The sequence below is a fragment of the Rhizobium sp. 57MFTsu3.2 genome (genome assembly GCF_012932765.1).
Taxonomy (GTDB): domain Bacteria; phylum Pseudomonadota; class Alphaproteobacteria; order Rhizobiales; family Rhizobiaceae; genus Rhizobium; species Rhizobium altiplani.
In genome coordinates this window covers 130,746-144,051 of the sequence record NZ_JDWI01000004.1, presented here as the reverse complement: position 1 = coordinate 144,051, position 13,306 = coordinate 130,746, and the positions used below count along the sequence as shown (strand labels likewise).

The following is a 13,306-nucleotide window of genomic DNA, read 5'->3' as shown; positions in this document are numbered from 1 at the left end:
TAGATGAAATGTGTCCGCCGGCGAAGGAGGCGTGATGCCCGCGAGGACGACCGTGATGTTTGCGCTTGTTGCGCTTCCGGCTTTCGCGGCCAGTCCCGGCCCGATCGAAGCGCACTACGAGTGCTCGACCGGTACGCGTCTCAGCGCAACTTTTTCCTCGCCTAATGTGTCGCCGGGAAGTGTCATCCTTGTCTTTGCGGGCGCACGACGCTTGATCATACTGCCGCAGGTCGTTTCGGCCGATGGCGGCCGTTACGCCAATAGCGATATGGAATTCTGGATCAAGGGCAAGGAAGCCACATTGACGCGCGAAGGGAAGCGAGAAACGTGTCACGCCGACTGAGCCTGTTGCTAGGCGTCGGGGAAGGTCGCCGCAGCGCATCGCACGGTGCAGGGTGACCTGAATATCCGGGAAAAGGAGGCAATCGTGAGTCTCAGGCCGCCACGATCAATCTCAGGACAGTCGAGCACCGGGTTGAGCCCCTTGGAATACGAACTCGCTTCCGCGCGGGCGGACGCATTGGGCCGCCAGGGCCGCAAGACGGAGGCCGCGTTGGCCAGGCTTGCCTCCTGGTCGCCGGAGACCGATTGCGGGACCGACAGACAAACCCTCCTCGATGACGCTTCCGACGCCGTCTGGGCCTTGTTCATCCAGCGCGAGATGTGCGGCTTCCACAATGATAGGGATGTGATAAGGCTTTATCAGATACCCGGCGAGGTTCTTGCAAGGGTTGGCGCAGCCCACAAATGACAAGCATGTTGTCGAACCCCCATCGCGAAACCTGGCGTTGCGCCCTCGCGAGCTCTGCAATGGCCGAGGCTGCCGACCATGTTCCTTGTGGTTGCGCCGTATCCTAACATTCACAAGAATGTAACTGGCGGATTTCCCCGCTTTGCTGCTAGCTTGCCTGAGCTGCATGTGCGTTGGGGGACGGCTTTCAGCCGGTAGTTGTATGTCTTACGATCTCGAGGTGAATGGTAAGAAATACGCCGTCGATGTGGATGGCGATATCCCGCTTCTATGGGTTCTTCGCGACAGCATAGGTCTCACCGGAACGAAATTCGGCTGTGGCATTGCCATGTGCGGTGCTTGCACGGTGCATGTCGATGGCGTGTCAGTCAGGTCGTGCGTGATGCCGGTTGCCGATGCGGTGTCCAAGTCGATCACCACCATCGAGGCGATTGGCGAGACTGCCGAAGGCGCACGGATCCAGAAAGCCTGGCTCGACATCGATGTCGTTCAATGCGGTTATTGTCAGTCTGGACAGATCATGTCCGCGACAGCGCTGCTGGCGGCAAATCCGTCGCCGACAGACGATGATATCGATGCGGTCATGGCCGGAAATATCTGTCGGTGTGGCACGTATCCGCGCATTCGAGCCGCGATCAAGCTTGCTGCGGCGGGGTGATGTGATGTCTCTTCACGACAAAATCAACCTTTCCGTCTCACGCCGGCACTTTCTGATCGGCGCATCGCTAACGGGAGCGGGCCTCGTCATTGGCCTGCGCCCTTCACCCTCATACGCAGCAGAGGCGTTTGAGCCCAACGCCTTCATTCGAATCCCTGCCGAAGGCAAGATTGTCCTGGTCATGCCCTCCGTAGAGATGGGACAAGGGATCTACACTTCGGTTGCGATGCTGTTGGCGGAAGAGCTGGAAGTCCCTCTCGATCAGGTGGTCCTCGAGCATGCGCCTGCCGATCCCACGCTGTATTCGAACCCCTTGCTGGGCGATCAGATCACTGGCGGTTCCCTTGCCATTCGCGCCGTTTACGACCAGATGCGCAAGGCGGGAGCCGCTGCGCGCATCATGCTCGTGAATGCTGGTGCCCGTGGTTGGGGTGTGGAACCGGATAGCTGCAAAGCCGAGGCGGGACACGTCGTCCATACGGCGAGTGACCGCCGGAGTACCTATGGCAGCCTGATTCAGGCTGCTGCGTTGCAGCCTGTTCCGCAGGAAATGCCATTGAAGCCTGCGTCGAGCTTCAAGCTGATCGGCCAATCTATCAAGCGTCTGGACAGTCCGCAGAAGGTCAACGGTACCGCGAAGTTCGGTATCGATGCCCGTCCGGAAGGCGTGTCCTACGCCGCAATCACCATCTGTCCCCATTTTGGCGGCAAGCTGCGTTCGGTCGACGACGGACCGGCCATGGCGGTAAAGGGCGTCAAGCAGGTCGTGCGCATTGAGGATGCGGTCGCGGTCGTGGCCGACAATACGGGTGCCGCACGCAAGGGGCTGGCAGCACTTTCCGTTGAATGGGATCCGGGCGTCAGCGGGGATCTCTCGCTTGCCGATCTCGAAAAGCGCATGGAAGATGCCATCAGCGGCAATGCTCTGCCACACATAAATGAAGGCGACGTCGCCAAGGCGGAGGCCGAGCACGGACCTCCCGTTGAGTTCATCTACCGCCTGCCGATCCTCACGCATTCGGCGATGGAGCCAATGAACTGCACGCTCCACGTCCGAAGCGACGGTTGCGACGTGTGGGTGGGAACCCAGGTCCTCGGACGTGCGCGGCAGGCCGTCGCCGATGTGACGGGGCTGCCCTTGGACAAGGTCATCGTACACAATCATCTTTTGGGCGGCGGCTTTGGGCGCCGGCTTGATGTCGACGGCGTCATTCTGGCGGCGAAGATCGCCAAGCAGGTGCAGGGCCCAGTCAAGGTCACCTGGAGCCGCGAGGAAGATATCCGCCACGACTGTTACCGCTATCTCAACTACAGCAAGGTCACGGCAACACTCGGTGCCGACGGCATGCCCGTTTCCTGGCGGCACCGGGTGATTGGGCCGTCCGTCATGGCGCGCTGGCTGCCGGCTTTCACCCGTGACGGTATTGACCTCGATAGCATGGGCGGCGCGGAGTCGCCCTATGCAATCCCTAACAAATATACGGAATTCGCCCGACACGAGGCGCCTGATGGAATGCTGACGGGCAACTGGCGCGGCGTCGGCGCGACACGCAACATCCCCGTCATTGAAGGCGGGATTGACGAGTTGGCCCACGTCGCGAACATTGATCCGCTCGAATACCGCAGGCGGCTGCTTGAGCATAAGCCGCGTCTCCTCGCAGCGCTCAATCTCGCGGCGGAGAAGGCCGGTTGGTCAACCACCCTTCCGCAGGGAAAGGGAAGAGGTATCGCCATTTCGGAGGATTTTGGTAGCTTTGCAGCCACGATCTCGGAGGTAAGCGTCGGAGAGGACGGCACGCTCAAGACCGACCGTATCGTTTGTGCCGTCGATTGCGGCCAGGTGATCAATCCTGACACGGTGGAAGCCCAGATACAGAGCGGCATCATCTACGGGCTGAGTGCAGCCCTCTACGGTCGCATCACGGTCCGCAATGGTGCTGTCGTGGAAGGCAATTTCGATGACTCTCCGGTTCTCAGAATATACGAGACGCCGAAGATCGAGGTCCATATCGTGCCGAGTTCCGAGGCCCCAGGTGGCATAGGGGAGGTCGGCACACCCGGTGTCGCGCCATCGCTTTTCAATGCGATCTTCATGGCAACCGGCAAGCGGTTGCGCTCGCTGCCAATCGACCAGAACGACTTGCGGAGGGTGTGATGGTGAAGAAGCGGATCGTCGCTGTGCCGTTGGCCGCCATTCTCGGCACGGCAGCTATTGCTGCCCTTGTCGGCCCCCTGAACGGCTACGCCGAAACATCGGACGGCGGAGCCCTCAAGGCCGTCTCCGACTTTGATGCCATCGCGGACACCAGCGCGCGCTCGAAGGCCATCTTCGAAGAGGCGAGCCGGGTCCTGACGCATCCGCGCTGCATCAACTGCCACCCGGCGACGCGTAGCCCGACGCAAGGTGAAGACAAACATCCGCATGTGCCATTGATGAACGCCAGCCAAGGTCCGTTGGGCCCGCCGGGGCTTGCCTGCAGCACGTGCCACGGTGCCGAGAACCGTCCGATCGTTGGCAGCCGCCTGAAATCCATTCCGGGCAATGCGCACTGGTCGCTGGCACCGGCCAGTATGGCATGGCAAGGGCTAACGGTGGGTGAAATATGCAGGCAGGTGCAAGACACGAGCCGGAACGGCAATCGGTCTCATGCCGATCTCGTTCGCCACATGGGTGAAGACCATCTGGTAGGGTGGGCATGGCATCCGGGCGCGGGACGTAGCACACCTCCCGGCTCACAGGAGGCACTTGCCGCCCTGATCGCCGCGTGGACGAACACAGGTGCCGAATGTCCCGATTGATCTCTTGCCGCTCTTCGGCGACAGGGCCCGTTTCGGCTCTTCAGTTGCAAGCAGTTTGCACCCGTTACTGACGCCTGCGGCAGCTTTCCTACGGAAGCTGTGCGATCGACCGCAGGTATTCTGCGCTTGTCGTGGGAAAGCCAAAGAACTCCAGATAGGCCGGTATTTGCTCGAACAGCATGTCCGTCCCGACCTGAAAGGCGCACCCCCGTTCGCGGGCTGCCGCGAGAAACGGCGTGATTTCCTCTTTCATGACGACTTCGCCGACGAAAGTGGTGGGTGAAAGGCGCGATACGTCAAGCGGCAGGGGATCGTCCTTTCTCATCCCGAGGGGGGTCGCGTTGACGACGATGTCGAAACCGGCTGGATCGGTTGAACCCATGCTCACCTCAGTCATTGGGTAGTGTGTCTTCAGCCGGTTGCCGAGTCCCGCTGACGTAGCGGGGTTGTCATCGTAAAGCGCAATCCGTCGCGCGCCGGCTCCTGCCAACGAGGCAGCGATCGCGGAGCCGACGCCGCCAGCACCCACGATCAGCACCTGGGCTCCCGCCACCCATTGTCCCTTGCGCAACAAGCCGCGGACAAAGCCTTCACCATCGAACATATCGCCGATTAGCTTGCCATCCGGCTGAAGTCGTACGGCATTGCAGGAGCCGGCAACCTTGGCGTTGGTCGAGACCCCATCGAGCAATCCGATCGTCGTAATCTTGTGCGGCATGGTGATGAGGGCACCATGGATGTTCGAGAGCCTGAAGATAAGCTTGAGAAACGAAGGATAGTCTTCCGGCTTGCAGCCCATCGGTACGACGACAGCGTCGATGCCGCTCTTTTCGAAATAGGGATTGTAGATGAGGGGTGCCTTGAAGGATTCTGTCGGATAGCCGAGGTGCGCGATAAGCTTTGTGGTTCCGGTGATCATATCAGGGGCCTCACACTGTGTTCACCCAGCTGGATCGTTTCGCCCGAGCGCGCGGATGACTTGATCGCCTCGATGACGCGCAAGGTGGCGAGACCTTCCGCTCCGCTAACAAGCGGTTCTGCCTCGCGGCGAATGACGTCGCAGAAGTGACGAAGCTGTATCGCCAGCGGGTCGGCTGGTTCAAATGGCACGCGCTCTTGGACAAGCGGCTCCAGCCAATCCGGTTTCGACGCATTGGTCCAAAGCGTAAGCTGGGGAATGGCGAGCGATCCTCCGGTCCCACCGATCTGGTAGCAAGATTGATCCTGCTGCGGAAAGGCGGGGTTCTCTGCCGTCGTCATCTCAAAGCTCCAGGGAGACGGGACGGCGTCGGATGCATTTAACGTTCCAAGGACACCGCTCGCGAAACGAAGCAGGACAGCAATGCTATCCTCGACGGAGTGCATGCGGACCGAATTCGCCTCCATCGCATGGACAGCTTCCACCTCTCCGAAGAAATAGCGGAAGAGATCAACGTCATGGATCAGGTTGATGAAGGCCGGCCCTGCACCTTCCGCCCGGCGCCAGGAGACATCGAAGTAACCGTCCGGCTTGGCAACCCAGAATGTTCCCTGAACGGTCAGGATCTTCCCGAGCCGACCACTGTCCAGGATTTGCTTTGCTTGTCGTATCATCGGGTTGTGGCGGCGATGGTGACCAACTAGGATAGGGACACCTGCCTTTGAACCTGCAGCGACGAGAGCCACCGCTGCTTGCGCCTTGTCAGCAATCGGCTTTTCGACAAGGACCGGAATTCCTGCGGCGATGACATTAAGGGCGTTGGTGACATGAAGCTGGTTCGGGGTGGCAACGATGACGCCGTCCGGTCGGTCGCGTGCTATGGCTTCGGCAAACGTTGAAAACCATGCAGCACCCTTGCTTGTCACAAAGTCGCGCCCGGCATCGGAGGGATCGATCACTGCCGATAGTGTCGTGCGCGGCTCGGCCAGAATGCCTTCGATATGGCGCCTTCCGATAAGACCGGCACCCATCACCGCGATCTTCAGGGGAGGCGTCTGAGATTGTGCTGACATGAAAATTCCCTCACAGATCCTAGTTGCGCAGGATTTCACCGAGGAATTTGCGTGTGCGCTCATGGCGGGGGTTGGTGAAGAATTCCCCGGGTGGCGCTTCCTCGACGATCGCGCCGCTCGCCATGAAAATGACGCGGTTTGCAACTTGCCGGGCGAAGCCCATTTCATGCGTCACGCAGACCATCGTCATGCCTTCGTCAGCAAGGCTGATCATGGTGTCGAGGACTTCCTTGACCATCTCCGGATCGAGTGCCGAGGTTGGCTCATCGAAGAGCATGATCTTCGGCCGCATGCAGAGCGCCCGCGCAATCGCGACACGCTGCTGTTGGCCGCCGGAAAGCTGCACAGGATATTTGCCGGCCTGTTCGAGGATCTTGACGCGGGCGAGCAGAGAGCGTGCGCGGTCCTCTGCCTCCGCCTTTCCGATGCCAAGCGCCCGCATCGGTGCCAGCATGCAGTTTTGCAGCACGGTCAGATGCGGAAAGAGATTGAACTGCTGGAAGACCATGCCGACGTCGCGGCGGATCGCATCGATCGCCTTTGCCTGGTTTCCGAGCAGGATGCCGCCGACGCGGATTTCGCCCTTCTGATAGGTCTCCAGATGGTTGATGCAGCGGATGAGCGTCGATTTTCCACTGCCGGAGGGGCCGCAGAGCACGATTCTCTCGCCCTTGCGAACGGACAGGTTGATGTCGTGCAGGGCCTGAAAGGCGCCATACCATTTCTCCACGTGGCTCATGGTGATCATGGTCTCGGCGGTCGATGCGGGCGAAGGACTGTTCATGGTTCCGTCTCTTTCGTGGTCGTCGCCGGAGATCACCGCGATGCCGCGGCGAACTTCCGTTCAAGACGGGCACCGAAGATCGTCAGCGGGCAGCACATCAGGAAATACAGTGCGCCTACGATCCCGAAGACCGTCAGCGGCTCGAAGATCTGGTTGGAAATGATGTTGCCGGCGCGGGTAAGCTCCGTGAAGCCGACGATGGAGGCGAGCGAGGTTCCCTTGATCAACTGCACCAGGAAACCGATTGTTGCCGGCAGCGAGATGCGCAGTGCCTGTGGCAGGATCACGTCCCTCATGCGCGAGACATATTTGAGGCTGAGTGCTCTTGCGGCCTCGCTCTGGCCGCGCGGAACCGCTTCGATCGAGCCGCGCCAGATTTCGCCCAGATAGGCGCTGGCATGCAGGGTCAGACCGATGGCAACTGCCACCCAGGCATCGAGCTTGAAGCCGATGAGGGCAAGGCCGTAATAAACCACGAAGAGCTGCATCAGGAGAGGAGTGCCTTGGAAGACCGCGATGTAGCCGGCCGTCACTCGTACCAGCAGCGGAATTTCCGAAGTCCGGGCGAGCGCCACACCAAGCCCGGCAACGCATCCGCAGACAAAGCCAACCGCGGACAAGACGACCGTCCATTTCAGACCGATCAGAAGGAAGACGAATTCTTCGCTGCCCATCGATTGCTCCTACTTGACCGGATAGGTGAAGTAACGTGCCGAAAAGAACGCAAAGAGGCGCATCATCAGCCAGGAAATGACGAGGTAGAAAACCGTCACCGTGAAATAGACCTCGAAGCTGCGGAAGCTTTCGGACTCGATGCGCTGCGAAACCGAGGTGAGCTCATAGGCAGAAATTGCCGAGGCAATGCTGGTCGACAGCGTCAGCAACACGAACTGGCTGGTCAGCGATGGATAGATCGCCCTGAGCGCCGGCTTGAGGATGATCAGCCGGAAGACCTGCGCCTTGTGCAGGCCAAGAGCGAGGCCGGCCTCCATCTGGCCCTTGGAAATCGACTGGACGCCACCGCGGATAATCTCGATGGCGTAGGCGCCGCCGTTGATCCCAAGAGCAATGATCGCTGTTGGCGTCGGATCGAGCCTGATGCCTGCAAGGGGAAGGGCGAAGTACAGGAAGAAGATCTGAACCAGGAACGGCGTGTTGCGGATGAGCTCGACAAAGCTGATCACCAGCCAGCGCAGCGGCTTGTAGCGAGAATCCCGCAAGGCCACACCGCCTATGCCGATCACGATTGCCAGCAGCATGCCACAGATTGCAAGCAGCAACGTGCCGAGACAGCCAAGCAGCAGGCTTGGCAGGCCGTCAATGACAGGCGTGAAATCCAGCGTGTAGTTCATCGCGTCTCCTCAATCGCGTCCGACCATGCCAGCCATGGCCTGGATCGCCAATTCATAACCAGCCGCTCCAAAGCCGATCATGATTGCCGTCGCGACGCGAGAGATAAGGGAATTATGGTAGATGCTCTCGCGCGCATGCACGTTCGAAATGTGGAGCTCGATCTTCGGGTGATCGAACGTCTTCAGCGCGTCGAGTAGCGCGATCGACGTGAACGTGTAGCCCGCCGGGTTGATGATGATGCCGCAGGCCTCGTTGCGGGCCTGATGCACGCTCTCCACCAGTTCGCCCTCGAAATTTGTCTGGCGAAAGTCGACGTCGAATCCGAGGTCATTCGCCTTGGCGAGGCATTTTTCCTTGATGTCCGCAAGCGTTGTCGTGCCGTAGATGGTGGGCTCGCGCTGTCCGAGCAGGTTCAGGTTTGGCCCGTTGAGCACAAAAATCGTCTTGTTCATGATTGCGCTCCTCGAAACGCGCAAAGCCGTGCGTTCGGCGTCGCGACACCGTCGGCGGGCATCGAAACGCCCGCCAGTTTGCTTTTGCTCACGCGCTGTGGCTCAGTTTGCGGTGAACGGAATGCCTTCGAGGCTCGCGGGGAATTCCGGAACCGGCACCTTCATCCACTTGTCGTAGATCTTCTTGAGCTCGCCATTGGCCTTGATCTTGTCGATGAAGGCATTGATCGAAGCGTTGATTTCCTTCTCGCCAAGCCGCGTGCAAGCGCCATTGTAAAGCTTCTGGAACTCAAGCTTGTTTTCGAACTCGCCTGGACGAGCCTTTTCGACACGGTCCATGTAGAAGATGTTGCCGCCAAGCGCCTGAACCTGGCCGGACACAAGCGCCTGGACGCTGGGCGCATCACCGTCGAAGCGGCGGATCGTGGCGCTCTGGGGTGCATTCTTGGTGACCTGGGTATCTTGAGCCGCACCCTTGGCAACGCCAATCGAAAGATTGGCCATGTCATCATTCGTCTTGACCGACATGGACTTCGGCGCAATCAGCACGATGGCGTTGGCAACGTAGGGCTTGCTGAACTGAACGGCTTTGGCACGCTCCGGCAGCATGGCCATCGTCGCGAAGAGAACATCGACACGACCAGTTGTCAGGGCGGGAATGCGGTTGTTGACTTCCAACGGCACGAACTCGACAGAGACGCCGAGTTCCTTTGCGTAAAGCGTTGCAATATCGGCATCGAGGCCGTCCTGCTTGCCGCCTGATGTCACGAAGCCCCATGGCGGGTTGTCGCCCTGAATGCCAACGACGAGCTTTCCTTTGGCCTTGATTTCTTCGGGGGTGACTGCGGCAGCGGGGGTGGCGAGCCCGATCGCAGCCACGACAGCAGCGACACCCAGCATCGCGTTTCGGCGCGTCAGCATCGACTTGAACATTGATTCCTCCTCCTTTGAACGGTCGCTTGGACCCAACAGTCTTCCTCTCCCGACTGCATGTTCAGCTTTTTGCCAGAGGATCGTGCGCAAATCAACCGAGTTTTTGAAAATCATATGAGACTTTTGATTTGACCAATTGATTTGAAATGCTCACGACATTTGACATAATGCCATGATCGGGGGCTGCGCATGAGGCGAAATCGGCTGCTCGCAGCGCTCTCGTGGCGCCAACGGAAAGGTATTGGGTTATGAAGACCTCGATTGCGACGGTGACGCTCAGCGGTGAACTGCCCGACAAGCTTGAGGCCATTGCACGAGCAGGGTTCGATGGCGTGGAAATTTTCGAAAACGACTTCCTTGCCTTTGATGGAAGCCCCGCCGATGTTGGCAAGATGGCGAGCGATCTGGGGCTCAAGATCACGCTCTTCCAGCCCTTTCGCGATTTCGAAGGCATGCCCGATGCGCTTCGAAGCCGCACCTTCGATCGGGCGGAGCGTAAGTTCGACGTCATGCAGGAGCTCGGAACCGACATGGTTCTTGTCTGCTCGAATGTCTCGCAGGCGGCCCTTGGCGGCATTGATCGCGCGGCCGCCGACTTTCACGAACTGGGTGAACGAGCCGCTAGGCGCGGCCTCAAGGTGGGCTATGAAGCGCTTGCCTGGGGGCGCTATGTCAATGACCACCGTGATGCCTGGGAAATCGTGCGGCGTGCCGATCATCCGAATGTCGGGCTCATCCTCGACAGCTTCCATTCGCTCTCGCGCAAGATCGACATCAACTCGATCCGCTCCATTCCAAAGGAGAAGATCTTCATCGTCCAGCTCGCCGATGCGCCGCTGATCGACATGGATCTGCTCTATTGGAGCCGCCATTTTCGCAACATGCCAGGCGAGGGCGATCTGCCGGTGACAGCGTTCACCGAGGCGGTCGCCTCGACCGGGTATGACGGCTATTTCTCGCTCGAGATCTTCAACGATCAATTCCGCGGCGGCTCGACGCGGGCCATCGCTGCCGATGGCCATCGCTCCCTGATCTATCTGGCAGATCAGGTTCGTCGCAATGTCCATACCCCGATCGGCGCCGCCATGCCGGAGCGGGCAGTGGTCAAGGGCGTCGGCTTCGTCGAATTCGCCACGGACACAGACGAGTCCGTCGAACTGGTCTCCCTCTTGCGGACCCTCGGTTTCCGCGAGACGGCAATCCATCGGTCCAAGAAGGTCACGCTGTTCGAACAGGGCAGCATTCGCATTCTGGTCAACACAGATCCGCTTGGCTTTGCCAGCGCAGCCTATGCGGTCCACGGCACATTTGCTTATGCGATCGCACTCAATGTCGAGGATGCCGCAAAGGCCTATCAGCGTGCCCTTGCCCTGGACGCAGAACCATTCCGACAGCCTGTTGTCGCTGGGGAGCTCGAATTTCCCACTGTCCGGGGTGTCGGCGGCGGCCTGATCTACCTCATCGACGACACGAGCCCGCTTGGCCGGTTCCCGGAGATCGACTTCGAGGCGGTTTCGGATGAAAGCGGCATCGTTGGCGCCGGACTGCTGCAGTTCGACCACGTCGCCCAGACGGTTGCCTATGACGAAATGCTGACCTGGCTGCTCTTCTACACATCGATCTTCGAAACCAGAAAAACGCCGATGGTCGATATCATCGACCCGAGCGGCATCGTGCGTAGCCAGGTCGTCGAGAATGAGCCCGGTACGCTGCGGATTACCATGAATGGTGCCGAAAACCGCCGTACGCTGGCGGGGCACTTCATCGCCGAGAAATTCGGTTCGGGCATTCAGCATCTGGCGTTTTCCACCGACGACATTTTCGTCACCGCCAGATCACTCCGTAGCCAGGGCTTCAAGCCACTCCATATCTCGCCCAACTATTATGATGATATTGAAGCCCGCTTCGGACTTGACCCCGATCTGACCGAGCGCCTGAAAGCAGAAAACATCCTCTATGACCGTGACGAGCACGGAGACTATTTTCAGCTCTACAGCGGCACCTATGGTGAGGGCTTCTTCTTCGAAATCGTCGAACGACGCGGCTATCGGGGCTATGGGGCACCGAATGCCATTTTCCGTATCGCAGCACTCAAGAAGCAGATGCGGCCCGAGGGCATACCGAAGGACGCCGTCTGAGCGGCGCCTCGTCAGGTAATGCGCCCGCTCCTCAGAACGTGTGCCACGCCGCTCTCTACATGTCGGCGGATGACAGAACGGGCTCCTTCGACGTCGCGCTTCAAGGCGAGTTCGAAGAGGAGCTTGTGGTCTTCGACAACCGCCCGACCGCGAAAGCTCTGGGCAAGCATATGATAGCGCAGAAACCTGTCGAACACCGAAGATAGCGCCGCCATGAGCGTGGCCGAATTGCAGGCCGATACGATCGCCTGGTGAAACTCCCAGTCATAGCGAACCCAGTCGATAGTACGCGAGGCATCGCCCGCAAGCAGCTTCTTTTCCGCAGCCGCCAGCTTATGGTGGGCGGCAACGATGCGTCCCTCCCACTCGAGATTTCCAGCCGAAAAGGACAATCCGATCGCATGCGTCTCCAGCACGGTGCGAAGATCGGCAAGCTCCTCGAGTTCCTTGCGGGTCGCGGGACTGACTTCGAACCCGCGCTGGCCCTCGGCCAACACCAGGTTCTCCGTGGTCAGGCGGCTCAATATCTCGCGCAGTGACGAGACACTGATGGAATACCGCTCCTTGGCCTGCTCAAGCTTGATCTTTGCACCAGGCGCCAAGGTCCCCGAAATGATATCCTGACGGATCTGTCGAAAGACGATGTCGCTGACAGTCTCGGCTGTTTCAGCAGCAATTTTGAGCATGAGATCCTCTGCTTTGATCAAGCGCCAGGTCGGCATCGATCACGTTTGTGACGGAAGGGCCGATAGCGATCCCTTTTCGAGCGCATGCTCGACGCCGCCTTGTATGTGACGCTGCAGGATTTTCTTTGCCGTCTTGCTGTCGCGTTGCAGGGCGGCTTCCAGGAGCTGCCTATGTTCCTGCTCGGCAACACGTCCACGGTAAGACAGCGCAACCATCTGATAACGCAAGTACTTGTCGAAGACGGCCGAATGGGTCTCCATGAGCAGACGCGATCCACAGGCGGAAATCAGCGCTTGGTGAAACTCCCAGTCATAGCGCTTCCAGTCTTCCGCCCTGCTGGAATCGCCCGAAGCCATGACCTCTTCCATGCGTGCCAGCTTGTAGTGGGCAGACACCAGCCTCGCTTCCCACTCTACATCGCCCTGTTCGAACGACTGCTCAAGCGCATGCTCTTCGAGAAGCAAACGGAGAGCCGCAACCTCTTTCAGGTCAGCAACCGACACGCGGGCAACCTCAAAACCCCGCTGTCCTTCAGCCACGACGAGCCCTTCGGACGTCAGGCGGTTGAGAATTTCCCGCAGAGTGCTGACGCTCGTCTCGTAGGCACTCTTCAAATTCTCAAGCTTGAGCTTCAGGCCCGGCGCAAGGCGGCCGAAGATTATGTCCGCCCGTATCTGCCTGTAGCTGCTTTCAGCGACAGTTTCGTCCGCAGTCTCTCTCCGCACGTCTATCTCCGATATTTTTCCTTTCGTCATATAT

General features: G+C 59.4%; 15 protein-coding genes. 6 read left to right on the top strand and 9 right to left on the bottom strand.

Translation table 11 applies throughout. The annotated features are described in order from the left end of the window. Positions 1-34: 34 nt before the first annotated feature. The 5 genes from AF71_RS06580 (at position 35) to AF71_RS06560 (ending at position 4,208) form a co-directional block, all read left to right on the top strand. On the top strand, positions 35-343 hold the full coding sequence (locus AF71_RS06580) for an MliC family protein (protein WP_112644491.1): 309 nt from the start codon (positions 35-37) through the stop codon (positions 341-343). An 84-nt stretch (positions 344-427) separates the two neighbouring features. Further along, positions 428-751 (top strand): DUF6665 family protein, encoded by a 324-nt coding sequence (locus tag AF71_RS06575; RefSeq protein WP_169680450.1) that lies wholly within the window; start codon positions 428-430, stop codon positions 749-751. Positions 752-953: 202 nt separating this feature from the next. Further along, entirely contained in the window at positions 954-1,409 is a 456-nt protein-coding gene (locus AF71_RS06570; RefSeq protein WP_169680449.1) for a (2Fe-2S)-binding protein, read from the top strand. 4 nt (positions 1,410-1,413) lie between these two features. Beyond that, the gene (locus AF71_RS06565) at positions 1,414-3,564 is read left to right on the top strand and encodes a molybdopterin cofactor-binding domain-containing protein (RefSeq protein ID WP_169680448.1); all 2,151 of its coding nucleotides are present in this window, start codon (positions 1,414-1,416) and stop codon (positions 3,562-3,564) included. Next, positions 3,564-4,208 carry an Isoquinoline 1-oxidoreductase subunit gene (locus tag AF71_RS06560; protein WP_169680447.1) on the top strand — a complete coding sequence of 215 codons (645 nt, stop codon included), beginning with the start codon at positions 3,564-3,566 and terminating at the stop codon, positions 4,206-4,208. Before AF71_RS06565 ends, AF71_RS06560 begins: the two co-directional genes overlap by 1 nt. Positions 4,209-4,296: 88 nt before the next feature. On the opposite strand, the gene AF71_RS06555 is transcribed toward AF71_RS06560, so the two are convergent. The 7 genes from AF71_RS06555 to AF71_RS06525 form a co-directional block, all read right to left on the bottom strand. Beyond that, complete coding sequence (locus tag AF71_RS06555; protein ID WP_025661611.1) at positions 4,297-5,127, bottom strand: shikimate dehydrogenase; 831 nt, start codon at positions 5,125-5,127, stop codon at positions 4,297-4,299. Then, positions 5,124-6,200: a Gfo/Idh/MocA family oxidoreductase gene (locus AF71_RS06550; RefSeq protein ID WP_169680446.1), complete on the bottom strand. Its 1,077-nt coding sequence runs from the start codon at positions 6,198-6,200 to the stop codon at positions 5,124-5,126. The genes AF71_RS06555 and AF71_RS06550 overlap by 4 nt, the downstream gene beginning before the upstream one ends. Before the next feature lie 19 nt (positions 6,201-6,219). Continuing rightward, positions 6,220-6,984, bottom strand: a complete 765-nt coding sequence (locus AF71_RS06545) for an amino acid ABC transporter ATP-binding protein (protein WP_281412449.1) — start codon at positions 6,982-6,984, stop codon at positions 6,220-6,222. 32 nt (positions 6,985-7,016) lie between these two features. Then, positions 7,017-7,658 carry an amino acid ABC transporter permease gene (locus AF71_RS06540; protein WP_169680445.1) on the bottom strand — a complete coding sequence of 214 codons (642 nt, stop codon included), beginning with the start codon at positions 7,656-7,658 and terminating at the stop codon, positions 7,017-7,019. A gap of 9 nt (positions 7,659-7,667) precedes the next feature. After that, positions 7,668-8,336, bottom strand: coding sequence for an amino acid ABC transporter permease (locus AF71_RS06535; RefSeq protein WP_018856115.1), 669 nt, complete (start codon positions 8,334-8,336; stop codon positions 7,668-7,670). Between the two features lie 9 nt (positions 8,337-8,345). After that, positions 8,346-8,789, bottom strand: a complete 444-nt coding sequence (gene aroQ, locus AF71_RS06530) for a type II 3-dehydroquinate dehydratase (RefSeq protein ID WP_169680444.1) — start codon at positions 8,787-8,789, stop codon at positions 8,346-8,348. A 102-nt stretch (positions 8,790-8,891) separates the two neighbouring features. Further along, complete coding sequence (locus AF71_RS06525; protein ID WP_025661617.1) at positions 8,892-9,722, bottom strand: transporter substrate-binding domain-containing protein; 831 nt, start codon at positions 9,720-9,722, stop codon at positions 8,892-8,894. A gap of 248 nt (positions 9,723-9,970) precedes the next feature. Between AF71_RS06525 and AF71_RS06520 the strand changes: the two genes are divergently transcribed. Beyond that, positions 9,971-11,860, top strand: a complete 1,890-nt coding sequence (locus tag AF71_RS06520; protein ID WP_169680442.1) for a sugar phosphate isomerase/epimerase and 4-hydroxyphenylpyruvate domain-containing protein — start codon at positions 9,971-9,973, stop codon at positions 11,858-11,860. An 11-nt stretch (positions 11,861-11,871) separates the two neighbouring features. Here the strand turns inward: AF71_RS06520 and AF71_RS06515 are convergent, their stop codons facing one another. Together AF71_RS06515 and AF71_RS06510 are read right to left on the bottom strand one after the other, a co-directional pair. Continuing rightward, a complete protein-coding gene (locus AF71_RS06515; protein WP_169680441.1) occupies positions 11,872-12,546 on the bottom strand; it encodes a GntR family transcriptional regulator in 675 nt (224 codons plus the stop codon). 39 nt (positions 12,547-12,585) lie between these two features. After that, positions 12,586-13,302 (bottom strand): GntR family transcriptional regulator, encoded by a 717-nt coding sequence (locus AF71_RS06510; protein WP_169680440.1) that lies wholly within the window; start codon positions 13,300-13,302, stop codon positions 12,586-12,588. Positions 13,303-13,306 lie beyond the last annotated feature (4 nt).